General features: G+C 58.9%; 25 protein-coding genes, 1 other RNA gene and 1 pseudogene. 8 read left to right on the top strand and 19 right to left on the bottom strand.

Annotation, left to right across the window (positions count from 1 at the left end; all coding sequences use genetic code 11):
* Position 1: 1 nt before the first annotated feature.
* From murD to rsmI, 10 genes are all read right to left on the bottom strand, one after another.
* Entirely contained in the window at positions 2–1,348 is a 1,347-nt protein-coding gene (gene murD, locus ELQ88_RS07235; protein WP_128873752.1) for a UDP-N-acetylmuramoyl-L-alanine--D-glutamate ligase, read from the bottom strand.
* A 5-nt stretch (positions 1,349–1,353) separates the two neighbouring features.
* Positions 1,354–2,436 (bottom strand): phospho-N-acetylmuramoyl-pentapeptide-transferase, encoded by a 1,083-nt coding sequence (mraY, locus tag ELQ88_RS07230; RefSeq protein WP_128873751.1) that lies wholly within the window; start codon positions 2,434–2,436, stop codon positions 1,354–1,356.
* Complete coding sequence (gene murF, locus ELQ88_RS07225) at positions 2,436–3,803, bottom strand: UDP-N-acetylmuramoyl-tripeptide--D-alanyl-D-alanine ligase (RefSeq protein ID WP_128873750.1); 1,368 nt, start codon at positions 3,801–3,803, stop codon at positions 2,436–2,438. Before murF ends, mraY begins: the two co-directional genes overlap by 1 nt.
* Complete coding sequence (locus ELQ88_RS07220) at positions 3,796–5,259, bottom strand: UDP-N-acetylmuramoyl-L-alanyl-D-glutamate--2,6-diaminopimelate ligase (protein WP_128873749.1); 1,464 nt, start codon at positions 5,257–5,259, stop codon at positions 3,796–3,798. The genes murF and ELQ88_RS07220 overlap by 8 nt, the downstream gene beginning before the upstream one ends.
* Positions 5,259–6,998, bottom strand: coding sequence for a penicillin-binding protein 2 (locus ELQ88_RS07215; protein WP_178084741.1), 1,740 nt, complete (start codon positions 6,996–6,998; stop codon positions 5,259–5,261). Before ELQ88_RS07215 ends, ELQ88_RS07220 begins: the two co-directional genes overlap by 1 nt.
* Positions 6,998–7,291 (bottom strand): cell division protein FtsL, encoded by a 294-nt coding sequence (gene ftsL, locus ELQ88_RS07210; RefSeq protein ID WP_128873747.1) that lies wholly within the window; start codon positions 7,289–7,291, stop codon positions 6,998–7,000. The genes ELQ88_RS07215 and ftsL overlap by 1 nt, the downstream gene beginning before the upstream one ends.
* Positions 7,288–8,229 carry a 16S rRNA (cytosine(1402)-N(4))-methyltransferase RsmH gene (gene rsmH / locus ELQ88_RS07205; RefSeq protein WP_128873788.1) on the bottom strand — a complete coding sequence of 314 codons (942 nt, stop codon included), beginning with the start codon at positions 8,227–8,229 and terminating at the stop codon, positions 7,288–7,290. The genes ftsL and rsmH overlap by 4 nt, the downstream gene beginning before the upstream one ends.
* 2 nt (positions 8,230–8,231) lie before the next feature.
* A complete protein-coding gene (gene mraZ / locus ELQ88_RS07200; RefSeq protein WP_128873746.1) occupies positions 8,232–8,690 on the bottom strand; it encodes a division/cell wall cluster transcriptional repressor MraZ in 459 nt (152 codons plus the stop codon).
* Between the two features lie 356 nt (positions 8,691–9,046).
* An RNA gene (rnpB, locus tag ELQ88_RS07195) (RNase P RNA component class A) lies at positions 9,047–9,400 on the bottom strand.
* Positions 9,401–9,475: 75 nt separating this feature from the next.
* Positions 9,476–10,381, bottom strand: a complete 906-nt coding sequence (gene rsmI / locus ELQ88_RS07190) for a 16S rRNA (cytidine(1402)-2'-O)-methyltransferase (protein ID WP_178084675.1) — start codon at positions 10,379–10,381, stop codon at positions 9,476–9,478.
* A 176-nt stretch (positions 10,382–10,557) separates the two neighbouring features.
* Between rsmI and ELQ88_RS07185 the strand changes: the two genes are divergently transcribed.
* The 4 genes from ELQ88_RS07185 (at position 10,558) to ELQ88_RS07170 (ending at position 14,004) form a co-directional block, all read left to right on the top strand.
* Positions 10,558–12,369: a penicillin-binding protein activator gene (locus ELQ88_RS07185; protein WP_138964343.1), complete on the top strand. Its 1,812-nt coding sequence runs from the start codon at positions 10,558–10,560 to the stop codon at positions 12,367–12,369.
* Positions 12,369–12,731 (top strand): YraN family protein, encoded by a 363-nt coding sequence (locus tag ELQ88_RS07180; protein WP_128873743.1) that lies wholly within the window; start codon positions 12,369–12,371, stop codon positions 12,729–12,731. Before ELQ88_RS07185 ends, ELQ88_RS07180 begins: the two co-directional genes overlap by 1 nt.
* Before the next feature lie 104 nt (positions 12,732–12,835).
* Positions 12,836–13,429 (top strand): phosphoheptose isomerase, encoded by a 594-nt coding sequence (locus tag ELQ88_RS07175; RefSeq protein WP_007972584.1) that lies wholly within the window; start codon positions 12,836–12,838, stop codon positions 13,427–13,429.
* Entirely contained in the window at positions 13,426–14,004 is a 579-nt protein-coding gene (locus ELQ88_RS07170; RefSeq protein ID WP_128873742.1) for a BON domain-containing protein, read from the top strand. The genes ELQ88_RS07175 and ELQ88_RS07170 overlap by 4 nt, the downstream gene beginning before the upstream one ends.
* A 114-nt stretch (positions 14,005–14,118) precedes the next feature.
* On the opposite strand, the gene ELQ88_RS07165 is transcribed toward ELQ88_RS07170, so the two are convergent.
* The 7 genes from ELQ88_RS07165 to rplM form a co-directional block, all read right to left on the bottom strand.
* The gene (locus tag ELQ88_RS07165; RefSeq protein WP_128873741.1) at positions 14,119–14,532 is read right to left on the bottom strand and encodes a ClpXP protease specificity-enhancing factor; all 414 of its coding nucleotides are present in this window, start codon (positions 14,530–14,532) and stop codon (positions 14,119–14,121) included.
* Positions 14,533–14,548: 16 nt separating this feature from the next.
* Positions 14,549–15,166, bottom strand: coding sequence for a glutathione S-transferase N-terminal domain-containing protein (locus tag ELQ88_RS07160; RefSeq protein WP_008155978.1), 618 nt, complete (start codon positions 15,164–15,166; stop codon positions 14,549–14,551).
* 150 nt (positions 15,167–15,316) lie between these two features.
* Entirely contained in the window at positions 15,317–16,099 is a 783-nt protein-coding gene (locus tag ELQ88_RS07155) for a cytochrome c1 (protein WP_138964341.1), read from the bottom strand.
* The gene (locus ELQ88_RS07150) at positions 16,099–17,310 is read right to left on the bottom strand and encodes a cytochrome bc complex cytochrome b subunit (RefSeq protein WP_138964339.1); all 1,212 of its coding nucleotides are present in this window, start codon (positions 17,308–17,310) and stop codon (positions 16,099–16,101) included. The genes ELQ88_RS07155 and ELQ88_RS07150 overlap by 1 nt, the downstream gene beginning before the upstream one ends.
* On the bottom strand, positions 17,310–17,903 hold the full coding sequence (gene petA / locus ELQ88_RS07145) for a ubiquinol-cytochrome c reductase iron-sulfur subunit (protein WP_123494473.1): 594 nt from the start codon (positions 17,901–17,903) through the stop codon (positions 17,310–17,312). The genes ELQ88_RS07150 and petA overlap by 1 nt, the downstream gene beginning before the upstream one ends.
* A gap of 268 nt (positions 17,904–18,171) precedes the next feature.
* The gene (rpsI, locus tag ELQ88_RS07140) at positions 18,172–18,564 is read right to left on the bottom strand and encodes a 30S ribosomal protein S9 (protein WP_003216038.1); all 393 of its coding nucleotides are present in this window, start codon (positions 18,562–18,564) and stop codon (positions 18,172–18,174) included.
* A gap of 14 nt (positions 18,565–18,578) precedes the next feature.
* A complete protein-coding gene (rplM, locus tag ELQ88_RS07135) occupies positions 18,579–19,007 on the bottom strand; it encodes a 50S ribosomal protein L13 (RefSeq protein WP_046048262.1) in 429 nt (142 codons plus the stop codon).
* Between the two features lie 245 nt (positions 19,008–19,252).
* Here rplM and ELQ88_RS07130 point away from each other — a divergent pair, with 245 nt between their 5' ends.
* Positions 19,253–20,293, top strand: coding sequence for an NADP(H)-dependent aldo-keto reductase (locus ELQ88_RS07130; protein WP_128873738.1), 1,041 nt, complete (start codon positions 19,253–19,255; stop codon positions 20,291–20,293).
* Between the two features lie 8 nt (positions 20,294–20,301).
* On the opposite strand, the pseudogene ELQ88_RS34565 reads toward ELQ88_RS07130, so the two are convergent.
* Together ELQ88_RS34565 and ELQ88_RS07125 are read right to left on the bottom strand one after the other, a co-directional pair.
* Positions 20,302–20,388, bottom strand: a pseudogene (locus tag ELQ88_RS34565) (outer membrane lipoprotein carrier protein LolA); the annotation flags it as partial.
* A 105-nt stretch (positions 20,389–20,493) separates the two neighbouring features.
* A complete protein-coding gene (locus ELQ88_RS07125; protein ID WP_128873737.1) occupies positions 20,494–21,630 on the bottom strand; it encodes an acyl-CoA dehydrogenase family protein in 1,137 nt (378 codons plus the stop codon).
* Between the two features lie 244 nt (positions 21,631–21,874).
* Between ELQ88_RS07125 and ELQ88_RS07120 the strand changes: the two genes are divergently transcribed.
* The 3 genes from ELQ88_RS07120 (at position 21,875) to ELQ88_RS07110 (ending at position 26,032) form a co-directional block, all read left to right on the top strand.
* A complete protein-coding gene (locus ELQ88_RS07120) occupies positions 21,875–22,771 on the top strand; it encodes a GlxA family transcriptional regulator (protein WP_178084740.1) in 897 nt (298 codons plus the stop codon).
* A 250-nt stretch (positions 22,772–23,021) separates the two neighbouring features.
* Positions 23,022–24,968, top strand: a complete 1,947-nt coding sequence (locus ELQ88_RS07115; RefSeq protein WP_138964337.1) for an FAD-dependent oxidoreductase — start codon at positions 23,022–23,024, stop codon at positions 24,966–24,968.
* A 176-nt stretch (positions 24,969–25,144) separates the two neighbouring features.
* Positions 25,145–26,032: a nitrilase family protein gene (locus ELQ88_RS07110; RefSeq protein WP_138964335.1), complete on the top strand. Its 888-nt coding sequence runs from the start codon at positions 25,145–25,147 to the stop codon at positions 26,030–26,032.
* The last annotated feature ends 4 nt before the right edge of the window (positions 26,033–26,036 follow it).

The following is a 26,036-nucleotide window of genomic DNA, read 5'->3' as shown; positions in this document are numbered from 1 at the left end:
CTCATGCCAGTTCCTCCACGGCGCGGACGAACTGGTGACCACGGTCTTCGTAATTCTTGAACATGTCGAAACTGGCGCAGGCCGGCGACAGCAGCACCGCGTCGCCCTGTTCCGCGATGGCGCGGCATTGCGCCACGGCTTCGACCAGCGAACCGACGCGAATCAGCGGCACGGCATCGCCAACGGCCTCACCGATCCTGTCGGCGTCACGGCCCAGCAGAATGACGGCACGGCAGTTGGCCGCGACCGGATCGCGCAGGTCCTTGAATTCGGCACCCTTGCCGTCGCCACCGGCGATCAGCACGAGTTTGCCGTCGATGTCCGCGCCCAGGCCTTCGATGGCGGCCAGTGCGGCGCCGACGTTGGTGGCCTTGGAATCGTTGTAGTAGCTCACGCCATCCAGGTCGCGGACCCACTGGCAGCGATGTTCGAGACCGGCGAAGGTGCGCAGGCTTGCGAGCATGGCGTCGAACGGCAGGCCCACGGCATGGCCCAGCGCCAATGCGGCCAGGGCGTTGGACTGGTTATGCGCGCCGCGGATTTTCAGTTCGCGCACCGGCATCAGGTTCTGGAATTCGAAGGCCAGGTACTTCTCGCCATCTTCTTCACGGATACCGAACGCCTTGAAATCGGGCTTGCCCAAGCCGAAGGTCCAGCACGGCTGGCCCTCGCCCATCAACGGACGGCTCAGAGCATCCTGGCGGTTGACCACGAACTGCCTGGCGCCCCGAAAAATCCGGTGCTTGGCCAGGTGATAGGCCGGCAGTCCGCTGTAGCGGTCCATGTGGTCTTCGCTGACATTGAGCACAGTCGCCACTTCAGCGCCGAGGTTATCGGTGGTCTCAAGCTGGAAACTCGACAGTTCCATCACGTACAGCTCGACATCGTCGCTGAGCAGGTCCAGCGCTGGCGTGCCGAGGTTGCCCCCGACAGCGACACGCTTGCCTGCCGCAGCCGCCATCTCGCCGACCAGGGTAGTGACGGTGCTTTTCGCGTTGGAACCGCTGATGGCGACAATCGGCGCTTTCGCGTTACGCGCGAACAGCTCGATGTCGCCGGACAATTTCACGCCACGGGCGGCGGCAGCCTGCAGGGCCGGGGTCGCCAGCGCCAGGCCGGGGCTCACGTAGAGCTCGTCGGCACGGCACAGGAACTCGACGTCCAGCTCGCCACAACGCACTTCCACGTGCGGATAGTCACGCTTGAGCGTGGCCAGTTCCGGTGGAGTTTCCCGCGTATCGGCCACGGCAAACGACACGCCCCGGTTCGCCAGGAAGCGAACCAGGGACATGCCGCTCTTGCCGAGGCCGACAACGATGCGGAAGTGGTCAGAAGCGATCAGAGACACTCGTTCTACCTCAGCTTCAGGGTGGCAAGGCCGACCAGTACCAGAATCACGGTGATGATCCAGAATCGGACGATCACACGCGGCTCGGGCCAGCCCTTGAGTTCAAAGTGGTGGTGAATCGGTGCCATGCGAAACACACGGCGACCGGTCAGCTTGAAGGATGCAACCTGGATGACGACCGACAGGGTCTCCATCACGAACACGCCGCCCATGATGAACAGGACGATTTCCTGACGGACGATCACCGCGATAGTGCCCAGGGCCGCGCCCAGCGCCAGCGCGCCAACGTCGCCCATGAACACCTGGGCCGGATAGGTGTTGAACCAGAGGAAACCCAGGCCCGCGCCGATCAGCGCGCCGCAGAATACGATCAACTCGCCGGCACCCGGTACATAAGGAATCAGCAGGTATTCAGCGAACTTCACGTTACCCGAGAGGTAGCAGAAGATCCCCAGGCCGCCGCCAACCATCACGGTCGGCATGATCGCCAGGCCGTCGAGGCCGTCGGTCAGGTTGACCGCGTTGCTCGACCCGACAATCACGAAATAGGTCAGCACGATGAAGCCTGCGCCCAGCGCAATGCTGTGGTCCTTGAGCATCGGCAGGATCAGGGTGGTTTCCACCGGCGTTGTGGCGGTCATGAACAGGAAGATCGCCGCTCCCAGGCCGAACACCGATTGCCAGAAGTATTTCCAGCGACTCGGCAGACCACGGGAGTTCTTCTCGATCACCTTGCGGTAGTCGTCGACCCAGCCGATGGCGCCGAACAGCAAGGTCACCAGCAGCACGGTCCAGACATAACGGTTGCTCAGGTCAGCCCAGAGCAAGGTGCTGACGCCGATGGACGAAAGAATCAGCGCGCCGCCCATGGTCGGGGTGCCGGATTTGGACAGGTGCGATTGTGGACCGTCGTTGCGAACGGATTGACCGATCTGACGGTTCTGCAAAGTACGGATCATCCACGGGCCATAGCACAGCGACAAAACCAGCGCGGTCAGCACACCGAGGATCCCGCGCAGGGTCAGGTACTGGAAGACCGCGAAGCCTTTGTAGAACTGTTGCAGATACTCCGCTAGCAGCAGCAGCATTAATGTTTCTCCAGACGCGTCCCGCACAAAGCGGCGACGATGTTTTCCATCGCCGCGCTGCGCGAGCCTTTGATCAAAATGGTGGTGTTTGTATCTTGCTCGGCGTCGAGGGCCTTGATCAGTTCAGCCTGTGTGCTGAAGTGCCAGGCCTGTTCACCAAAAGCGTTCACGGCGTGAGCCATCATTGGCCCTACGGCATACAGCGCGGATACCTTGCCGCGGGCGTACTCGCCCACATCGCGGTGCCCCTGCTCCGCCCACTCGCCCAACTCGCCGATATCCCCGAGCACCAGGACAGTGCGACCGGAAAAGCCGGCCAGTATATCAACGGCGGCACACATGGAGGTGGGGTTCGCGTTATACGTGTCGTCGATCACGCGCATGCCATTGCTGGCCAGTTGCGCAACAGTGCGGCCCTTGACCGGTTGCACCGCGCCAAGGCCGGTGACGATGCCGGACAGCGATACACCCAGCGCATGGGCTGCCGCTGCGGCGGCCAGGGCATTGGCGACGTTATGGGTACCAAGCAGGTTCAGCTGAACCCGCGCCTCGCCTTCGGGACTGTGCAGAATGAAGGCCGGGCACCCGCGAGCGTCGCGGTCCAGATCGCTGGCATGGAAGTCGGCGCTGACATTGCTCAGGGCGAACGTCAGCACTTGGCGACCGGCAGCGCGGGCGTTCCAGATGGCGAACGCCTTGTCGTCGAGATTGAGCACGGCGACACCATCGGCTTCCAGCCCATCGATGATCTCGCCCTTGGCCTCGACGATTTTTTCCGGCCCGCCGAACTCGCCGACGTGGGCCGTGCCTGCGTTGTTGAGCACGGCCACATGCGGCTTGGTCATGGCGACGGTGTAGGCAATTTCGCCGAGCCGTGAAGCGCCCAGCTCGATCACTGCCGCGGTGTGTTCCGGCGCAAGTTCGAGCAGGGTCAGCGGCACGCCGAGGTCATTGTTCAGGTTGCCACGGGTCGCCAGTACCGAACCGCGCGTGCGCAGGATGCCGGCGAGCATTTCCTTGACCGTGGTCTTGCCGCTGGAACCGGTGATGGCGGCCACGGGATGGGTGAACGCGACACGATTCATCGCGCCCAGTTGCCCAAGCGCCTGGCGGGCATCCTTGACCAGCAATTGCGGCAGTGCGCTGTCGGCGACTTCACGCTCGACCAATGCACCGGCGGCGCCCAGGCTGGCCACCTCGTTCAAATAGTCATGGCCGTCGAAGCGCGGACCGGTCAGGGCGATAAACAGTTGGCCGGGCTTGATGGCGCGGCTGTCGATGCTGACGCCATCGAACGTGGCATCGGCCACGAGCAGTCGGCCGTTCAGCGCGCCGGTCAGTTCGCTCAGTTTCAACGCTTTAAGCATGGGCCACCTCCCACGCGGTCAAGGCATGATCGGCCTCGACCAGATCGGAGAATGGGTGACGCTCGCCGTTGATTTCCTGATAGTCCTCATGCCCTTTTCCGGCCAGGACAATCACGTCTTCGGCCGAAGCGCCGGCAATCAGCTGGGCGATCGCCTGCCCACGGCCAGCGACGAACGTGACGTTATCCACAGCCGTGAAGCCGGCGCGGATGTCAGCGAAAATCACTGCCGGGTCTTCGGTACGCGGGTTGTCATCGGTCACCAGCACACCGTCAGCCAGGCGCTCGACCACTTCGGCCATCAGCGGACGCTTGCCGCGATCGCGATCACCGCCGCAACCGAACAGGCACAGCAAACGACCTTTGGCGTGCGGACGCAGGGCCATCAAGACTTTTTCCAGCGCGTCCGGCGTGTGGGCGTAATCGACCACCACCAACGGCTGGGAACCCCCGCCAAGCCGCTGCATGCGACCGGCCGGGCCTTCGAGTTTCGGCAGCACCTTGAGAATTTCGTCCAGGGCGTAGTCCAGGCCGAGCAAGGCGCCAATGGCGGCGAGCACGTTGCTCAGGTTGAAGCGGCCGAGCAAAGTGCTGCGCAGGAGGTGTTCGCCCTGCGGGGTAACCAGGGTGGCACGTACGCCTTCGTCGTCGAACTGCGCTTCACGGCAATATAGATAGGCGCTGGAATCTTGCAAGCTGTAGGTGATCAGGCGCGACTCGCGTTTTTCGGTGGCCAGTCCCCGGCCGAAATCGTCGTCCAGGTTGATCACGCGGCATTTCAGATCGTTCCAGGCAAACAGCTTGGCCTTGGCTTCGCCGTAGGCCTGCATGGTGCCGTGGTAATCCAGATGATCGCGGGACAGGTTGGTCATCACCGCCACATCGAACGCCAAGGCCGTCACGCGGCCCTGATCCAGACCGTGGGAAGAGACTTCCATCGCCACGGCTTTGGCACCGGCCTTTTTCAGGTCGGCCAGGGTCGCTTGCACGGCGATCGGGTTCGGCGTGGTGTGCAGGCCGCTTTGCAGCGCGCCATGGAAACCGGTGCCAAGAGTGCCGACGATGCCACAATGCTGACCGAGCAGATCCAGCGCTTGCGCGACCAGCTGCGTGACGCTGGTTTTACCGTTGGTGCCGGTAACCCCGATCAGATTCAGATGGCGGCTCGGATCACCGTAAAAACGCCCCGCGATGTCCGACAACTGCGCCGCCAGGCCCTTGACCGGAATCAGCGGCACGTCGGTGATCGGCAGCACTGTGGCGCCTTCGACCTCGTAAGCCACGGCCGCGGCACCGCGCTGCAAGGCATCGGCAATGTGCGCGCGACCGTCGAACTTGCCGCCAGGAACGGCGAGAAACAGATCGCCCGCCCGTACATTGCGGCTGTCCAGGGTCAGTTCGCGGATCAGCAGATCGCGACCGGCGTGGGCAAAAATCTTATTCAGGCTCAGAGACATCAGCCGCGCCCTCCATTGGCTTTCAGCGGAACGACCGGTGTTGCGTTCGCTTGTTGAACAGGTGGCAGATTGTCCGGGGTGATGTTCATCAGGCGCAGGGTCCCGGACATCACTTTGCTGAACACTGGCGCCGATACCAGGCCACCGTAGTAACCGGCCTTGGTCGGTTCATCGATCACCACGACGATCGCGTAGCGCGGATCGTTCATCGGACCGAAGCCGGCAAACAGCGAGCGGTAGGAGTTCACGGCATAGCCTTTGGTGCCGACCGACGTTTTACGCGCGGTACCCGACTTGCCGCCAACGTGATACGCCGGGACCTGCGCCCGGAACACACCGCGTGGGGCTTCGATCACTTGCTGCAGCATGGTCTGCATGGTTTTCGCGACCGTTTCCGGCAGCACCTGGCTCGATTGCGGCGGCTTGTCGGTCTTGATCAGCGTCAGCGGCGCGAGGCGACCGTTGTTGGCCAGGGCGGAAAAAGCGTGGACCAGCTGGATCGCGGTCACGGAAATGCCGTATCCGTAGGACAACGTGGCGGTTTCAGCCTTGCGCCATTCGCGGTAGTTCGGCAGGTTGCCGACGCGCTCGCCCGGGAAACCCAGACCGGTGTCCTGGCCGAGACCGACTTTCTGTGCCAGACGGAAAATGGTTTCGCCGCCGATGTCGAACGCGATCTTGCTCATGCCCACGTTACTGGAGTTGATCAGAATCCCGGTCAGGTCGAGGACCGGGCCTTCGGATTTGGAAACGTCACGAATGGTGTACTTGCCCAGCTGCAGCGTGCCCGGGTACACCTCGACGGTATCGCTGGGTTTCCAGCGACCGGTTTCGATGGCGGCGCTCATGGAGATCGCTTTCATGGTCGAGCCCGGCTCGAACACATCGATCATCGCGCGGTTACGCATCATCGCCGGTTGCAGGTTGCGCCGGTTGTTCGGGTTGTAGGTCGGCTGGTTGACCATGGCGAGGATCTCGCCAGTCTTCACGTCCATGATCACCAGGCTGCCAGCCTTGGCGCCATTCTCGATGATCGCGTTGCGCAGTTCGCGGTTGGCCAGGTATTGCAGGCGCAGGTCAATGGACAACGCCAAGGGCTTTCCGGCCTTGGCGTTTTTGGTGACCTGGACATCCTTGATAAGTCGACCGCGCCGGTCCTTGATGACCTGTCGCTTGCCCGGCACCCCGGCCAGCCATTCGTCGTAGGCCAGCTCGACCCCTTCTCGACCGTGGTCGTCGATGTCGGTAAATCCGACCATGTGCGCGGTGACTTCACCGGCCGGGTAGAAACGCCGGAATTCTTCAATGCCATACACGCCCGGCACTTTCAGATCGAGCACGGACTGGCCTTGCTCGGGGGTGAGCCCGCGTACCAGGTAAATGAATTCTTTATTGGCCTGGGCTTCGAGACGTTCGGCCAGGGCCTTGGGATCCTGACCCAGCGCTGCGGCCAGTGCTGGCCACTTCTCTTTGGCCAGCTGCATTTCCTTGGCGTTGGCCCATAGGGTGGTGACCGGCGTACTCACGGCCAAAGGCTCGCCATTACGGTCGGTGATCAGGCCACGGTGAGCCGGAATAGGGATATGTCGAACACTGCGCGCGTCGCCCTGGCCTTTGAGGAAGGCACGGTCGACCACTTGCAGGTCAATGATGCGCCAGGCAATGGCCGCGACCATGATGCCGAGCAAGCCCAGCACCAGGCGGAAACGCCAGGGGAAAAGCGCGCCTTCGAGTTTCATCATGGCGCCACCATCTGCACTTCAGCGGCACCGGGAATGCGCATTTTCAGCTGCTCGGTGGCCAGGACTTCAATACGGCTGTGGGCCGTCCAGGTGCTCTGTTCGAGAATCAGCCGGCCCCATTCCGCCTGGGCCTTGTCGCGCACGCTCAACTCGTTGTACAGCGTGTTCAGTAGCTGACGGTTCCAGTGGGCGCTGTAGGACACGCCGACGGCAGACACGAGCACGCCGATAAACAGCAGCAGCATGAAAAAGCTTCCGCCAGGAAGTGGCTTGGCGAAAAGCCTGCTCACCGCAATTTCTCCGCGACACGCATGATGGCGCTACGGGAACGTGGGTTGGCTTTGAGTTCGGCCTCGGAGGCGGACTGCGCTTTGCCATGGACCTTGATTTTCGGTTCGAAGGCGACGTGACGGACCGGCAGGTTGCGCGGCAGGTTGTCGGCTTCGCCTTTCACCAGTTTGCGCATGAACAGTTTGACGATGCGGTCTTCCAGCGAATGGAAGCTGATCACCACCAGACGACCGCCGATTTCCAGGGATTCCAGGGCGGCTTCGAGGCCGGCCTCCAGATCGCCCAGTTCGTTGTTGACGTGGATGCGCAGGCCCTGGAACGCACGGGTCGCCGGGTTCTTGCCCTTTTCCCACGCAGGGTTGGCGACTTTCAGGACTTCAGCCAGATCGGCAGTGCGCTCGAACGGCTTGATGTCGCGACGCTCGGCCACGGCACGGGCCATGCGACCGGAAAAACGTTCTTCGCCATACTCCTTGAACACCCGGGCAATTTCTTCCACCGGCGCGGAGTTGACGAATTCGGCAGCGCTGATCCCGCGAGACGGGTCCATGCGCATGTCCAGCGGGCCATCGTTGAGGAAACTGAAGCCGCGCTCAGGGTCGTCGAGCTGCGGCGAAGACACGCCCAGGTCGAGCAGGACGCCGCTGACCTTGCCCGCCAGGCCGCGTTCGGCGACTTCCGAACCGAGCTCGGCAAAGCTACGCTGTACAACGACAAAGCGGCCGTCTTCGGCCGCTAGCGTTTGCCCGGTGGCAATCGCTTGAGGATCTTTATCGAACCCGAGCACCCGACCATCGGGGCCGAGCTGGCTGAGGATCAACCGGCTGTGTCCGCCGCGCCCGAACGTACCGTCCAGATAGCAGCCATCAGGTCGTACGGCAAGAGCCTCGACGGCTTCGTCAAGCAGTACGGTGATGTGGTTAAAGCCGCTATCAATAGTCACAGGATCAAATCACGCAGTTCATCAGGCATGGCGCCCGGTTCTTGTTTAATAGCAGCCAGGTCAGCGGCAGAAACCGCATCCCAGGCATCCTCGTCCCACAATTGGAACTTGTTCAGTTGGCCTACCAGCATCGCGCGCTTATCCAACTTGGCATATTCACGAAGACGCGGCGGAACCAGAAAACGACCACTGCCATCGAGCTCGAGGTCGACGGCATTACCAATCAGCAAACGTTGCAGACGGCGGTTCTCTTCGCGAAGCGAAGGCAGTGCACGCAGTTTGGTTTCAATAATTTCCCACTCATCGAGGGGATAAACACACAGGCATGGATCAACGGCATCGATCGTGACGATCAACTGACCGGAACTGCGCGAAACCAGCTCGTCGCGGTACCGACTCGGCATGGCGAGACGGCCCTTTGCATCGAGACTGATTGCATTAGCTCCGCGAAACACGTCAGCGTTTCTCCAAATTGTAGCGTTTTTAGCTCAAAAAACCCACTTCATGCCACTTTCCGCCACTTGCGCACACTATAGGAATGCGGCTGCCGCAGCGTCAAGGCGCACATCAAAGGAAAACCCTTACAGAACTTGGATTTAGGAGCATAAAGGAAGGGGTAACGAGGATCTGGCAGGTGAATCTATGCAATAACTTGAGCCTACACAGAAGGTTGGGCTCGAAAGTTAAAGTAGTTTGTTAAGAGTAAGATTTTTTCGATATTACCAAAGCGCTGCTGCTGACCATTTTGAAAGGAGGGAAATGGCCATCATGGCACCCTGCTCAATGAGTAAAGCAGAGGTTGGAAAAAAAGGTGGAGAGTCGATCTGTAAGCCGGGTTCTGTCTTGAACAGTCATTCGTCTACGATGGCCATCACTGGACATCTTTAGCAACCTACCCGGTCCCAGCGCGGGCCACGCCTTGGGACCCTATTTGGTCTTGCTCCAAGTGGGGTTTACCTAGCCACGAACTGTTGCCAGTCGTGCGGTGCGCTCTTACCGCACCTTTTCACCCTTACCGGCGCCGAAGCGCTTAGGCGGTTATTTTCTGTGGCACTTTCCGTAGGCTCACGCCTCCCAGGCATTACCTGGCACTTCGCCCTATGGAGCCCGGACTTTCCTCCCCCCCCTAATTTTCATAGAGGGCAGCGACTGTCCGATCGACTCTCCGCCGCGAAGGTTAACGGTAGAGCGGCCGAAGAACAAGCGCTAAACGCCTCTGGCCCTGCCTTCGCGTCGGATTTTACTCGCCCTTCTGCTTATCCAGCGCGACCTGATAGAGCACATTCTTGCGCTCGCCGGTAATCTGCGCCGCCAACGCGGCGGCACGCTTGAGCGGCATTTCCTCGAGCAACAGATTGAGGATACGCATCGCTTCACTGCTGACGGCATCCTCGGTTTCGGGCGCCGACCAGCCCGCCACCAGCACCACGCATTCGCCGCGCTGCTGATTGCTGTCCGACTCGACGAACTCGCGAAGTTCGGCCAACGGCAAGCCCTTGAGCGTTTCAAACGTTTTGGTCAGCTCGCGCGCCAGCAACGCCGGACGCTCCGGCCCGAAGACCAGCTCCATGTCTTGCAGGCATTCCAGGATGCGGTGCGGGGCCTCATAGAAAATCAGCGTGCGCGGCTCTTCCTTTACCTGCTCCAGACGCGCACGGCGACCCGCGGTCTTGGCCGGGAGGAAGCCTTCGAAGATGAAACGGTCCGACGGCAGGCCCGCGGCCGACAACGCCGCAATCAATGCACAGGCACCCGGCACCGGCACCACATTGATCCCCGCGGCACGGGCCTGACGCACCAGGTGATAACCCGGGTCGGAAATCAGCGGCGTCCCGGCATCGGAGATCAGCGCCACATCGTCACCGGCCAGCAGGCGCGTAATAAAGCGGCTACCTTCATCCCGCTCGTTGTGTTCATGGCAGGCCGCCAGCGGCGTGGGAATGCCGAAGTGCTGCATCAACCGCTGCGAGTGGCGGGTGTCTTCGGCGGCAATCAAGGCCACCTCGCGCAGGATCTTCAGTGCCCGCGCACTGATGTCGTCCAGGTTGCCGATGGGCGTCGCCACCACATAAAGCGAGCCAGCAGCGGAATTCAAAGCACCTGGAGCAGTCAAAGCGCACACCTCATGATCGGTAAAAACCGCCATTGTAGCGCGTAGAGACGTTCACGACAGGCGCAAGCCATCCTCGGTTTTTCTGCCTTTTTTACCGTACTGCAACATTTGCATGAGCTAAATTGATCGATTCACGCCAGTAACATCGCGCCCCGGCCAGTGCTTGGGTACAATTCCACGCTTATTTGATCGAGTATCAGGAACACTACATGATCGCTTGCCTGCGGCTGTTCACTGCCCTCTGCCTCGCTGCCTTGCTGGCGGCTTGCGCCAGCTCGCCCTCCTCCAGCCTTGGCGAACTTCCACGGACCCCTGATGCCAGTATCGAGCAACTGCTCCAACAGGCCGCTCAAAGCAAGGACTCGGAAAAAGCCGCATTGCTGCGCCTGAATGCGGCAGACCTGGCTTATCGCCAGGGCAATGCCGGCCAGTCCGCGCAAATCCTGCAACAAGTGCCCGTCGCACAACTCAAGCCTGGCCCGCAGGTTTTCGCCAGCACCCTGGCGGCTGAACTGGCCATGGTTCGCAACCAGCCGAAAGCGGCGTTGACGGCACTGAGCCATCCGAGCCTGCAACGCCTGGGCGAACTGCCGGTCGAGCAACAAATCCGTACCAGTACCGTTCATGCCCGCGCCCTTGAAGCCGATGGCCAGACCGTGGCCGCGGCACGGCAACGCATCTTTATCGCCCCGATGCTTGAAGGTGAAGCTGCCAGCAGCAACCACGAAGCGATCTGGACCCTGATCTCATCGCTGCCAATCGATCAATTGCAGCCGGCCGCCACCGAAGACCTCGGCGGCTGGATGCGCCTGGCCCAGGCCGTGAAAACCGCCGGCACCCTCGAACAGCAGCAAGCCGCGATCGACAACTGGCTCGCCCAGAACCCCAAGCACCCTGCCGCCCTTCAACTGCCGTCGCCGCTGACCAAACTCAAGGAACTGGCCAGCCAGCCCCTGGGCAAGATCGCCCTGCTGCTGCCGCAGGAAGGCCCGCTGGCGGCGGTGGGCAAGGCATTGCGCGAAGGGTTCATGGCTGCTCACTACCAGGCGCAACAGGCCGGCCAGCAACCACCCGCTATCGAGTTCTATGACAGCTCGCGCCTGACGTCCCTGGACGAGTTCTATAGCAAGGCCCAGGCCGATGGCGTGCAACTGGTCGTCGGTCCGCTGGAGAAACCGCTGGTCAAGCAGCTCAGCGCCCGTCCGCAATTGCCGATCACCACACTGGCGCTGAACTACAGCGAAGGCGAACAAGGTCCGGCACAGCTGTTCCAGTTCGGCCTGGCCGCCGAAGACGAAGCCCGCGAAGTATCACGTCGCGCCCGCGCCGATGGCCTGCATCGCGCCGCCATCATGGTGCCGAAAGGCGAATGGGGCGACCGTGTCATGAGGGCTTTCAGCCAGGACTGGCAGGCCAATGGCGGCAGCATCGTAGCCACCGAGCGTGTGGATCAGCCCGTGCAACTGGCCCAGCAGATTGCCGACATGTTCCAGCTGCGCCAGAGCGAAGGTCGCGCCAAGAGCCTGCAGAGCACCGTTGGCGGACAGGTCGCTGCCCAGCCTTCGCGTCGCCAGGACATCGAGTTCATCTTCCTCGCGGCAACGCCTCAGCAAGCCCAGCAGATCAAGCCGACCCTGAACTTCCAATACGCGGGTGACGTGCCGGTCTACGCCACTTCCCACGTGTTCAGCGCCAGCGGCGACCAGAACCAGTACAACGACATGAATGGCGTGCGCTTCTGCGAAACCCCCTGGTTGCTGGACGCCAACGATCCACTGCGCCGCCAGGTGACCGCTCAATGGCCGCAAGCCGGTGGCAGCCTGGGTCGCCTGTATGCGATGGGCGTCGACGCTTATCGCCTGGCGCCACGCCTGGGGCAACTCAAGGCCTTGCCGGACAGCCGTATCGAAGGTCAGTCGGGCAGCCTGGGCATGACGCAAAACCAACGCGTGGTGCGCCAGTTGCCATGGGCCCAATTCGTCAATGGCCAGGTTCAACGCCTTCCGGACACCCCACGCTGATGCCTGACAGGTCACGCCAGCAAAGCGGAAAAGATGCCGAGCGCCACGCGCTCGAGCACCTTCAGCAACAGGGTCTGCGCCTGCTGGCGCAGAACTGGTTGTGTAAACGCGGCGAGCTTGATCTGGTCATGCTTGATGGCGATACAGTAGTATTCGTTGAAGTCCGCTACAGAAAAAACACCCAATGGGGTGGCGCACTCGATAGCATCGATGGGCGCAAACGGCAGAAACTGATTTTCGCCGCGCAGTATTTTCTTCAGCGCGAGTCGCGTTGGGCCAATTCCCCCTGCCGCTTCGACGTGGTTGCCATCGACAGCAACCTCGCTCAGTTGAATTGGTTGCAGAATGCCTTCGACAGCTGATCGCGTGTGCCGCGAACCGGACACTTTTACCCAACACTTTTGCTCTTTGCTTTGCGGGCTGCACATTCATGTGCCCAGTAGCCGCGCTAATTAAGGTCACACAGATGGACATGCAATCGCGAATTCGCCAGCTTTTTCAGGCCAGTATCGACACCAAGCAACAGGCGATGGAAGTACTTGCACCGCACATCGAGCAAGCCAGCCAGGTCATGGTCAACGCCCTGCTCAACGAGGGCAAGATGCTCTCCTGCGGCAACGGCGGTTCCGCCGGCGATGCCCAGCACTTCTCGTCGGAGCTGCTCAACCGCTTCGAACGTGAACGCCCGAGCCTGCCAGCCATCGCGCTGACCACCGACAGCTCGACGATCACCTCGATCGCCAACGACTATAGCTACAACGAAATTTTCTCTAAACAGATCCGCGCCCTTGGCCAACCGGGCGATGTATTGCTGGCAATTTCCACCAGCGGCAACTCGGCGAACATAATTCAAGCGATCCAGGCCGCACATGATCGCGAAATGATTGTCGTAGCATTGACGGGTCGTGACGGTGGCGGCATGGCGTCCCTGCTTTTGCCCGAGGACGTCGAAATTCGCGTACCGGCCAACGTCACCGCACGTATTCAGGAAGTCCACCTGCTGGCGATCCATTGCCTTTGCGACTTGATCGACAGCCAACTGTTCGGGAGTGAAGAATGACCCCTAATCGCCTAGGCCTACTGGCCTTGACCCTGTGCCTCGGCATCAGCGGCTGCACCTCGGTGGTTAACGCCAGCCGTGAAGCACCGATCGATGACGACCGCGGCACCCGCACCTTCGGCAGCAAGATCGACGACTCCCTGATCGAAACCAAGGCCGGCGTGAATATCGCCAAGGCCGATCCTGCCCTGGACAACGAGTCACACATCGTCATCACCAGCTTCAACGGTGTTGTGTTGCTCGCGGGTCAAACGCCGCGCGCAGACCTCAAGGCCAAGGCCGAGCAGGTTGCCGCTGCGGTTCAGCGCGTAAAGAAAGTGCATAACGAATTGCAAGTGTTGGCACCCTCTTCCCTGCTGGCGCGCCAGAACGACACCTGGCTGACGACCAAGATCAAGAGCCAGATGCTCACCGACCCGTCCATTCCCGGCTCGCGCATCAAGGTCGTGACCGAAAACGGCATCGTTTACCTGCTGGGCTTGCTGACCAAACAGGAGGCCGCTCAAGCGACCAATCTGGTGCAGGGCGTTTCCGGGGTGCAGAAGATTGTGAAGTTGTTCGAATACATCGACTGACCCCCTGCTGCAGGAGCCAGGCTTGCCGGCGAAGACGCCCTTGAGATCGCCTTCGCCGGCAAGCCTGGCTCCTACAGTAATAAAAAAGGCGATCCTTTCGGATCGCCTTTTTTATTACTTCACCACCTTCAAACTCGGTCGACCGCTTGGACGCGGCGGCTCACTGTCGGGTGGCGGGATATCATCATCCGGCTCGATCTCCTCCTCGCCATCCATGGGCGATTCCAGATCGAACACCATGCCTTGACCGTTCTCCCGGGCATAAATGCCCAGGATCGATGCGATAGGCACGTACAGCGTGTGTGGCACGCCACCGAAGCGCCCTTCGAAGCTGACAGCCTCGTTATCCATGTGCAGATGGCGCACGGCCGCCGGCGATACATTCAGGACAATTTGTCCATCACTGGCAAAACCCTGCGGCACCTGCACCGACGGATACTCGGAATTGACCAGCATGTGCGGGGTGCAATCGTTGTCCACAATCCACTCGTAGAGCGCGCGGACCAGATAAGGTCGACTGGAGTTCATAGCGGCTCCTTAAGCCTTAGCGCATATCGCGTTCGACACCAGACAGACTCGCCTGGAATGCCTCACGCGCAAACGAGCGCTCCATGTAATCAAGCAGCGGCTTGGCAGGCCGCGGCAGTTCAATGCCCAGAATCGGCAATCGCCAAAGTATTGGCAATAGGCAGCAGTCCACCAGACTTTGTTCCTCGCTGAGGAAAAACGGCTTGTCGGCGAACAACGGCGACACGCCGGTCAGGCTTTCGCGCAGCTCTTTACGAGCCACGACACGGGCTGCTTCCTTGGACCGGGAATCCAGGATCAGATCCACCAGACCACACCAGTCACGCTGAATGCGATGAATCAGCAGACGGCTGTTGGCACGCGCCACTGGATACACCGGCAATAACGGCGGGTGCGGGTAACGCTCATCCAGATATTCCATCACCACGGTCGACTCCCACAACGCCAGGTCACGATCGACCAGGGTGGGCAGACTGCCGTAAGGGTTCACTTCAATCAGTTTAGGCGGCTGGCGACCAGCTTCCACGTAAATGATCTCGGCGCTGACACCCTTCTCTGCAAGTACGATACGCACTCGGTGGGAATAGTGGTCGGCGGGGTCGGAGTAACAGGCCAACCGATTGGTCACGCCCATGGCGGTCCTCCTCGCTTGTTGAAATTATCGGAAGCGGAAAAACGAGCGCGCCCAGAGGGCGCCTCCCGTAACGCCTGGATCACCAGGCTCGTTACACCTTCAGAGACGCCCTTGGGCGCGCGCGATTAACAGCAATTGCTTGAAGCTTGATCAGTGCACGTCTTTCCAGTACTCACGCTTGAGCAAATAGGCGAATACGAAGAAGAACGCCAGGTACAGCAACACGTATGTACCAATGCGCTGATGTTGCAGCTTAACCGGGTTAGCCGAGTAAGCGAGGAAGGTTACCAGATTCTTGACCTTCTCATCGAACTGCTCTTCGGTCAGGGCACCGCTTTTCGGCACGATGGTCAGCTGATCGCACGCTTCATGAGTCAGCGGCGTACCGGTCAGCGGATCATATTGCTTCTTGCCGTCTTCGACGACCTGGACCTGTTTGCAACCGACGACCTGACGACCTTGCAGACCGACCAGAACGTTAGGCATCCCGACGTTCGGGAACACCTTGTTGTTCACGCCCCAAGGACGCGACGGGTCTTCGTAGAACGATCTCAGGTAACCGTAGAGCCAGTCGGTACCGCGGACACGAGCCACCAGGGTCAGGTCGGGTGGCGCAGCACCGAACCAGGTCTTGGCGTCAGCCGGCTGCATGCCGATGCTCATGTGGTCGCCGATCTTCGCGCCAGTGAGCACCAGGTTCGAGAGCATCAGGTCGTGCGGGATGCCCAGGTCATCGGCAACACGCTCGTAACGCTGGAACTTGGCGCTGTGGCAGCCCATGCAGTAGTTGGCGAACGTGCGTGCGCCATCCTGCAAGGCAGCCTTGTCGGAAACGTCGATGTCGACCTTTTCCAGCTCTGGGCCACCGTGCTCAGCGGCGAAGGACAGTGCGGGCATAACAGCAAGAATCAGTACAGCCAATAGCTTTTTCATCAGCCAGTCACCCTTTCCGGAACCGGTTTGGTCTTCTCGAGCCTGGTGTAGAACGGCATCAGAATGAAGTAGGCGAAGTACAGGAAGGTACACACCTGCGACAGCAACGTGCGCCCTGGAGTCGGAGCCAGAACACCCAGGATGCCGAGGATCACGAACGATACGCAGAACACCACCAGCCAGATTTTGCTCAGCCAGCCTTTGTAGCGCATCGACTTGACCGGACTGCGGTCCAGCCACGGCAGGACGAACAGCACCGCAATGGCCGCACCCATGGCGATCACGCCCAGGAGCTTGTCCGGAACCGCCCGCAGAATCGCGTAGAACGGTGTGAAGTACCAGACCGGAGCGATGTGCTCGGGGGTCTTGAAGGCGTTCGCCACTTCAAAGTTCGGCTTCTCGAGGAAGTAACCGCCCATTTCCGGGAAGAAGAACACGATCGAGCAGAAGATGAACAGGAACACCACCACGCCGACGATATCTTTCACGGTGTAGTACGGATGGAAGGCAATGCCGTCCAGCGGTACGCCGTTTTCGTCCTTGTGTTTCTTGATGTCCACACCGTCCGGGTTGTTCGATCCGACTTCGTGCAGCGCCAGAACGTGCAGCACCACCAGACCGAGAATCACGATCGGCAGGGCCACGACGTGCAAGGCGAAGAAGCGGTTCAGGGTAATACCGGAAATCAGGTAGTCACCACGAATCCACTGGGTCAGGTCGTTACCGATGACCGGGATCGCACCGAACAGCGAGATGATCACCTGCGCGCCCCAGTAGGACATTTGGCCCCACGGCAGCAGGTAACCCATGAAGGCCTCAGCCATCAGCGCCAGGTAGATCAGCATGCCGAAGACCCACACCAGCTCGCGCGGCTTCTGATACGAACCGTAAAGCAAGCCACGGAACATGTGCAGATAAACCACGATGAAGAACATCGAGGCGCCGACCGCGTGCAGCAGACGCAGGATCGAGCCGTACTCGACGTCGCGCATGATGTATTCGACGGAGGCAAAGGCTTCTTCCGCCGACGGGGTGTAGCTCATGGTCAGCCAGACACCGGTAACGATCTGGTTGACCAGGACGAGCAGCGCCAGGGAGCCAAAGAAATAGAAGAAGTTGAAATTCTTCGGGGCGTAGTACTTGCTGAGATGGTCTTCCCACATTTTGGTCGCGGGAAAGCGCGCATCAACCCAATCCATGAACTTGCTCATCACGCTTTCTCCGTATCGACGCCGATGACAATGATGTCGTCGGTCTCATAGGAATGCGGGGGAACTGGCAGGTTCAAAGGCGCAGGTTGCGACTTGTAGACGCGGCCAGCCAGATCGTAGTGGGAACCGTGACAAGGGCAGAAATAACCACCTACCCAGTCCTTGCCCAAATCTGCAGGTGCCACTTCCGGACGGAAAGTCGGCGAGCAACCCAGGTGCGTGCAAATACCGATCAGCAGCAGAACCTCTGGCTTGATCGAACGCGTTTCCGGGTCGACATAGGTCGGTTGTGTCGAGTTCTTGGAGGTCGGGTCAGCTAGCTGGCCCTCGATCTTTTTCAGATTCCCCAGGATTTCCTCGGTACGGCGGACAATGAACACCGGCTGACCGCGCCACTCAGCAATCATCTGCTGACCTGGTTCGATTTTGCTGACATTCACTTTCACCGGTGCACCTGCGGCTTTCGCCTTGGCACTGGGAAACCATGACCCCACGAACGGGACCGCAGCCCCCACCGCTCCTGCAGCACCCACCACGGATGTGGCTGCTACCAAGAAGCGACGCCGGCCTGCATTCACGCCGTCATTGCTCATTCAGTCCTCTCCCATCAGCTTTGTGGCCTGTTAAATCAGGCATCTACTAAGTAAATCTATGTACTTATAAAAATTTTGCCGAATGGTAATGAAAAGCCCCAATTCTGACAAGGTAATTACCCAAGGGCTCCACTGCCAAGCCTTGCAGTATAGGGGCTCTGCGCGTGTGGCAAGTTGTCACAGCGCAATTATTGCTGAATTCACGCCCATAAAAAAACGCCCAGCTCCGTGAGGAAACTGGGCGTTCTTTTTTGAACGTGGAAGCGAATTAACGCTTCGAGTACTGCGGACGCTTACGCGCTTTACGCAGACCAACTTTCTTACGTTCAACTTCACGAGCATCGCGAGTAACGAAGCCAGCTTTGCGCAGAGCGCCACGCAGGGTTTCGTCGTACTGCATCAGTGCGCGAGTGATACCGTGGCGGATTGCGCCAGCTTGACCACTTACACCACCACCGATCACGGTGACGTAGATGTCGAATTTCTCGACAGTCTCAGTCAGTTCCAGCGGCTGACGAACTACCATGCGGGCAGTTTCGCGGCCGAAGAAATTTTCCAGGGTGCGGTTGTTGATGGAGATGTTACCAGTACCCGGACGCAGGAAAACGCGTGCGGTTGCGGTTTTGCGACGGCCAGTGCCGTAATTTTGAGTCGCCGACATAATGAACTATTCCGTTAAAACTTCAGTTCTTGGGGCTGCTGAGCAGTATGAGGGTGTACAGCGCCCGCATAGACTTTCAGCTTACGATACATGTCGCGACCCAGCGGGTTCTTAGGCAGCATGCCTTTGACCGCGGTCTCGATCACGCGCTCAGGGGCTTTAGCGATCAGCTTTTCGAAGTTGATCGACTTGATGCCGCCCGGGAAACCGGAGTGGGAGTAGTAGATCTTGTCGGTGGTTTTAGCACCAGTTACACGAATCTGCTCGGCATTGATAACGACGATGTAGTCGCCGGTGTCAACGTGAGGAGTGTACTCAGCTTTATGCTTGCCACGCAGACGGCTCGCGATTTCGGTGGCCAGACGACCCAGGGTCTGACCTGCAGCGTCGACGACAAACCAGTCGTGCTGTACTGTTTCCGGTTTAGCAGTAAAAGTTTTCATTCTTTATAGCCTCAGGGGCCGCCCTGTAAATTAGACGGCGGATCTTACTGAATAGTGCGTACTTTGACAAGTCAAAGGCAGCCGGATACAGACGCTTTCGGGGGCTCGGGTCGGCGCGTCCGTTCAACGGCAAGATTCTTCGGCGGCGGCGCATCACTTCCACTGCAGAAAGAGGTGCGCAATTATGCAGATTGCGAAAAATAATTCAACCTGCTTTTATGATTGTTTTGCCGAAGGAGCACCCGATGGACTATCGCCAGCTAGGCCGAACCAATCTGAACGTGAGTGCAATCTGCCTCGGAACCATGACCTGGGGCGAGCAAAACAGCGAAGCTGAAGCCTTCGCCCAGATTGAACGGGCCAAAGGCGCCGGGATCAATTTCATCGACACCGCCGAGATGTACCCGGTGCCGCCCAAGGCCGACACCTACGCCACCACCGAACGCTACATCGGCAATTACTTCAAGAGCCGCGGCGATCGCGCCGACTGGATCCTGGCCAGCAAGATCGCCGGCCCCGGCAATACCATCGACTACATCCGCGACAAAAACCTGCGGCACAACCGCCAGCACATCACCGAAGCCGTCGATGCCAGCCTCAAGCGCCTGCAGACCGACTACATCGATCTCTATCAACTGCACTGGCCGGAGCGCAGTACCAACTTCTTCGGCCAGCTGGGTTACAAGCACCAGACCGAAGCCAACCTCACGCCGCTGGAAGACACCCTCGAAGCCCTGGACGAACAGGTCAAGGCCGGCAAGATCCGCCACATCGGCCTGTCCAACGAAACCCCGTGGGGCACCATGCGTTTCCTCGCCCTGGCCGAAGCCCGCGGCTGGCCGCGTGCGGTGTCGATCCAGAACCCCTACAACCTGCTCAACCGCAGCTTCGAGATCGGCCTGGCGGAAATTGCCATCCGCGAACAGTGCGGATTGCTCGCCTATTCGCCGCTGGCGTTCGGTTTCCTGTCGGGCAAGTACGAAGGTGGCGCCCGCCCGCCCAAAGGCCGCCTGAGCCTGTACAGCCGCTTCAGCCGCTATTTCAATCCGCAGTCGGAGGCGGCGTGCAGCCGGTATGTGGCACTGGCCCGTGAACACGGCCTGGACCCGGCGCAAATGGCGCTGGCATTCGTGACGCAGCAACCGTTCGTCACCAGCAATATCATTGGCGCGACGACGCTGGAGCAGCTTGATAGCAATATCGCGAGCTTCGAGCTGAAACTTTCCGATGAGGTGCTGGCGGGGATCGAGGCGATTCACAAGGATCACCCGAATCCAGCTCCTTGACCCCCACCTGTAGGAGCGAGCTTGCTCGCGAAAAACCTGAGGGCGCTGCAGGGTGTCAGGCTTCCAGCGTTATCGTTGACGACCTTCGCGAGCAAGCTCGCTCCTACAAGGACTCTGTGTCGATCACAAGATGGTGATCAACCCGGATCCCCTGTGGGAGCGAGCTTGCTCGCGAAGGCGGCCTGACAGTCACCTCAAGATCAAAGCGACCGCGCAATAATCTCCTTCATGATCTCATTGGTCCCGGCATAAATCCGCTGCACCCGCGCATCCGCCCAGGCCCTGGCGATCGGGTACTCCCACATGAACCCGTACCCGCCATGCAACTGCACGCACTCGTCGAGCACCTTGCATTGCAGGTCGGTGCCCCAATACTTCGCCATCGCCGCCGTCGGCACATCAAGCTTGCCTTGCAGGTGCAGTTCCAGGCAGCGATCGACAAACACCCGGCCGATCTGAATCTCGGTCGCCATCTCCGCCAGCTTGAAACGCGTGTTCTGGAAATCGGCGATCGCCTTGCCAAACGCCTTGCGCTCACGGGTGTAATCCAGTGTCCACTGCAGCGCCGCCTCAGCCGAGGCCAAACCGCCGATGGCAACGGTGAGCCGCTCCTGGGGCAACTCCTGCATCAGGTAGGCAAACCCCATCCCCGCTTGCCCCAGCAGGTTTTCCTTGGGCACCCGGACGTCCTGGAAGAACAGTTCCGAGGTGTCCTGAGCCTTCATGCCGACTTTTTCCAGGCGCTTGCCCTTGGCGAAGCCCGGTGTATCCGCCTCGACCAGAAACAGGCTGGTGCCCTTCGCGCCGGCCTTCGGATCGGTCTTGGCCACGACAATCACCAGATCGGCCAGAAAACCGTTGGTGATGAAGGTTTTCGAACCGTTGATCACATACTCATCGCCGTCCAGCACCGCGGTGGTCTTGACCCCTTGCAGGTCGGAACCGGCGCCCGGTTCGGTCATGGCAATGGCGGTGACCATTTCGCCGGACACCAGTTTCGGCAAGTATTTATGCTTCAGCGCCTCACTGCCGTAATGCAGGATGTAAGGCGCAACAATGTCCGAATGAAGAGAAAAGCCGATGCCGGTCAAGCCCAGGCGTCCCACCTCTTCGATCACCACCGTGCTATACAGAAAGTCCGCCGCCAGCCCGCCATATTCTTCCGGCAGATGCGAACAGAGCATCCCCGCCTCCCCCGCCTTGTTCCAGAGTTTGCGGTCGATGTAGCCTTGTTTTTCCCATTGCCCATGGAACGGCACGGCCTCTTTTTCGAGGAAGGTCCGCACGCTGTCGCGAAACAGTTCGTGCTCGGGACTGAACAAGGTTCTGGGGATCATGCGGCACCTGTCGTTATTGCTGGAAGGAGTTGACCTTCAGAGACTAAGCCTCGCTGGCGATACAGGACACTGGACACATCAGACAAAAAATAAGACGATCCAGCCGTCTGATGACCACTTTCCCCTATAAGAATAAAGTTGAATTATGTCTAACCGAGCCTCCACGCCCTTGCGGCGCGTCAGCATCCTGGCTATCGACCGGGTTTTCGCTTCCACCCTCATGCAAGCCAAGGATTTCTTCCACTTGGCCAGCCTGCGTTACGGCAAGCAACTGGGCCACGGCCTGACCCCGGCGTTCGAAACGCGGCTGGTCAGTCCCGACGGCAAACCGGTGAACAGCTTCAGCGACGTGATCATGCCGGTGGACGGCGGCCTGGAAAATGCCGACGTCATCATCCTCCCCGCGTTCTGGGACGATTTCGAAACCCTCTGCCAACGCTATCCACAGGTCTTGCCGTGGCTGCGCCAGCAACATGCGCGTGGCGCGGTGCTGTGTGGCGAGGCCACCGGCGTATTCTGGCTCGCCGAAGCCGGCTTGCTCGATGGCAAGGAAGCAACCACCTACTGGCGCTTCTTCAACGCCTTTGCCGAGCGCTTCCCGAAAGTGCAGCTCAATCAGGACAAACACCTGACCGACGCCGACAACCTGTTTTGCGCCGGCGGTACCACCTCGGCCTGCGACCTCTACATCTACTTGATCGAGCGCTTCTGCGGCGCCAATGTGGCCCAGGCCGTGGCCCGCGACATTCTCTACGAAGTGCAGCGCAGCTACTCGCCGGGACGCATCGGATTCGGCGGGCAGAAACTGCACCAGGACGTGATCATCCTGCAGATCCAGCACTGGCTCGAAGATCACTTCGCCGACAAGTTCCGCTTCGAAGACGTCGCCCGCGAGCACGGCATGAGCATCCGCAACTTCATGCGCCGCTTCCAGACCGCCACCGGCGACAAGCCGCTGCATTACCTGCAACGCCTGCGCATCGAAACCGCCAAGGGCTTGCTGTCCGGTAGCCGCAAGAGTATCAAGACCATCAGTTATGAGGTGGGCTACGACGACGCAAGCTTCTTCGCGCGGCTGTTCCGCCAGCATACGGAGTTGTCGCCGAATCAGTATCGGCAGCAGTTTCAGCAAGCGGCATAGCAACGCGCCCGTCCTTTAGGAGCACAGCTTGCTGGCGATGAACGATGGCTCGATTTGCCTGATCCACCGCGTCGTTACAATTGCGGGCAAGCGTTACTCCTACAGGCTCTCGTAACTGCCGAGATCATTTTCCCACAACAAAATAGGAATACGCTGCGTCAGAGAGTGTCGTTTTGCTCTTGCATGCAATCATTCAAAAATCAAACATACTTCCCTACTTGAGATCGGCCATCGATCAGGGAAGAAAAAAATGACCATTGGATCCAGCTACAACTACCCATCACAAATTGCCAGGAATATCGCTCGGACAAAGCGCACTGCTAAAAACAAATGGAGTGCTCGCTTCCCAAACCCACCGGATTTATGCTTCGACTATCGAACATTGGTAGAACAAGAAAGTGGCATCGCCCGAGCGACCAATCCAAACCATAAGATATGTATTGTTGGCGCAGGCGTAACCGGGCTCACCGCAGCAAGAGAGCTTTATCGCTGTGGCTTTCATCATGTAACACTGATCGAACAATCTAAACGGATAGGCGGCAGACACCTGACGGTACCGGGCAGCCGTAACTCGCCAGAAGGACATACACCTTTTGAGATGGGCGCTATGCGAATGCCTTTTTTCAATAGAGCAGACGAGGCACCGAAAGAAGGCCGTTCTCTGATGGCCTACTATGCCAGTGAATTCGAGTTGGCTATTTCAGACTTCGCAAACCCTGGCAGTCAGTGGGTAACGTCAACCGGTATTTATCTTCGAGAAGGCAGCGTGGGAGGCGAAACGCTTCCACACATGCTCATCTGGAAAAATGAAGACGGCCTGACTCCCCCTCCGGGAGACGAACTTCAAAAGGTATACGCCAAATGGAAAGCCTTTGCCGACCGAATGAGTCTTCACATCTCGGAGGTCTACGCAAGCGAGAAATGGGAATCCATCTGGGCTGCCATCGTCGAAAAATACGAGAATGTTTCGTTTCGCGACCTGGTCAGCATGCCGGTCATCACCGCTTGGGATGAAGGCTCGCCCGGTGACTTCGGCGGGATGGGCATGACGCCGGATGAATCTGCCATTTTTTATGCAATAGGAATTGGTGACGGTAGTTGGGGCGCCTTTTACGATGTGTGCTCGCTATATCCCTTGCGTACAGCCATTTTTGGATTCAGCAGTCAGTTGCAACTGGTTCATGGTCGGGTGGACTCGACTGGCAATCCCATTACCTCCCCTCACCTGCACACCGAGGCCGTTTTTGACTCAAAGGGGCTGGAATTCGATAGACCTCGATATATTGGCCTCGCCGCACTGGATGAATGTCTGTTGTTTATAAAAACGGATGTGACCGAAAAATCCTTTTATGACCACTGCCTTGAGAGAAGCGACGCCTTTCTCACCGACTCCTCCGTCACCAAACTGGAAAAACTGGATAATAAAAAGATCCGTGTCTATTACAACTGGAACGTCAGCAACCCGGAGCACGCTCAGGAACAATACGACGATTTTGATTCCGTTATCATGACCCTACCCTCCTGGCTGATCGAAACCCGAATAACACTGAAAAATTTCGACAATGAAATGCTTCCTTACGAAACGATAAATGCCTATAAAACCGCTCACTGGGAAACCAGCTGCAAAGTCTTCGCGCCTCTTAAAAAGTCATTTTTATTAAAGAACACCAATATTCCGCAAGCCATTGTTACTGACAGCTTCATTCATGACATCTATACCTACCGCTACAATAAAAATTATAGTTATGAGTGCATCCTCCTGAGCTACACATGGGAAGACGATGCAATCAAACTCGCCTTGTTCACGGACAAGGAGCTGGTCAAGAAATGCGTAATAGAGCTTGATCGAATACTCATGAACTCTGCAAACATCCAGGAAAAAATTTCACCTTATATCGGTATCGAACAAGCTGTCGTGCATCGCTGGATGACCGACAAAAACGCTTTGGGCTGTGCAAAACTATATAGGCCTGGCACTTACTACGACGCTGTGAGCCTAATGAAGTACAACAGGGATTACGGCGCCAGCTCCGGCCTCTACCTTTCTGGAGAGTCTTTTTCAGTCGATGCCGGCTGGACTGAGCCTTGCTTCCGCGGCGCAGTCGATGCAGTCATTCATATCTGTGACAAAACCGAGGCCACCTTCAATGGCGGCTTCTCCATGGCAGATTACCCCGAATACAAACTCAGAACCTGACCTCGATTCCCCCACGAAAGAGCCAATGCAGGCCATGCATTGGCTCGCTTTCACCAATCTTGGGAAACGGACTACAACCGAAAAGGAAACGGCTGACTTCCTCGCACTTGAGTCTTCGACGCTTAATAAAACCGCGATTAAACAAGTTGAAGAACAATAAAAACGAGGTCATCCGTATGAGCGAGTCAACAAGTCCTGTTCGTGTAGCAGTCGTGCAATTCGATCCACAAGTCGGCCTGGCAAACCGTGAAGGAAATCTGTGCCGCTGTCTGGAATTGGCGCTGGAGGCCGTAAACGGCGGTGCAAATCTCATCGTGCTGCCCGAGCTTTCCAGTACCGGCTATTTCTTCACCAACCGACAGGACGCTTTCGACCACTCCGAAGCGGTTCCCGGCGGGCCGTGCGTCCAAAGCTGGATGGAGTTCGCCAGTAAACACAAGGTTTACCTGGTTGCCGGGCTGACTGAACGAGACGGCATGCGGCTCTTCAATACCGCTGTCCTGCTAGGACCGGACGGCTTTATCGGGAAGTACCGCAAAGCCCATTTATGGAACCTGGAAAAGCTGTGGTTCACGCCGGGGGACCTGGGCTTCCCGGTGTTTGATACGCCGATAGGCCGCATCGGGTTGTTGATCTGCTGGGACATCTGGTTCCCGGAGGTGCCGCGAATCCTCGGTCAACAAGGCGCGGACATCATTTGCAGCCTGAACAACTGGGTGTGGACGCCTCCGCCGCTGTTCGATGACGCAGGTAAATGCATGGCTTCGTATCTGACAATGACGGCCGCTCACGTCAACAATGTGTTTATTGCAGCCGCCAGCCGGATCGGCGAAGAGCGAGGAGCTCGTTACCTGGGCTGCTCGTTGATTGCCGGCACCAATGGCTGGCCGATTGGCAAAGTGGCTTCAGCGGACAAACAGGAAATCCTGTTTGCCGATATTGATCTGACCAGCTCCCGCAGTGCCCCAATCTGGAACAACCTGAACGATCTGCATCGTGACCGTCGCACCGATCTCTATGATCAGATGCTCGGTTACATCCAACACCCTCCTCTCCCACGCTGATCGG

It is taken from the genome of Pseudomonas sp. MPC6, from assembly GCF_006094435.1.
Lineage (GTDB): Bacteria > Pseudomonadota > Gammaproteobacteria > Pseudomonadales > Pseudomonadaceae > Aquipseudomonas.
The sequence above is the reverse complement of the archived record's forward strand: the minus strand, read 5'-3'. Positions and strand labels throughout refer to the sequence as shown.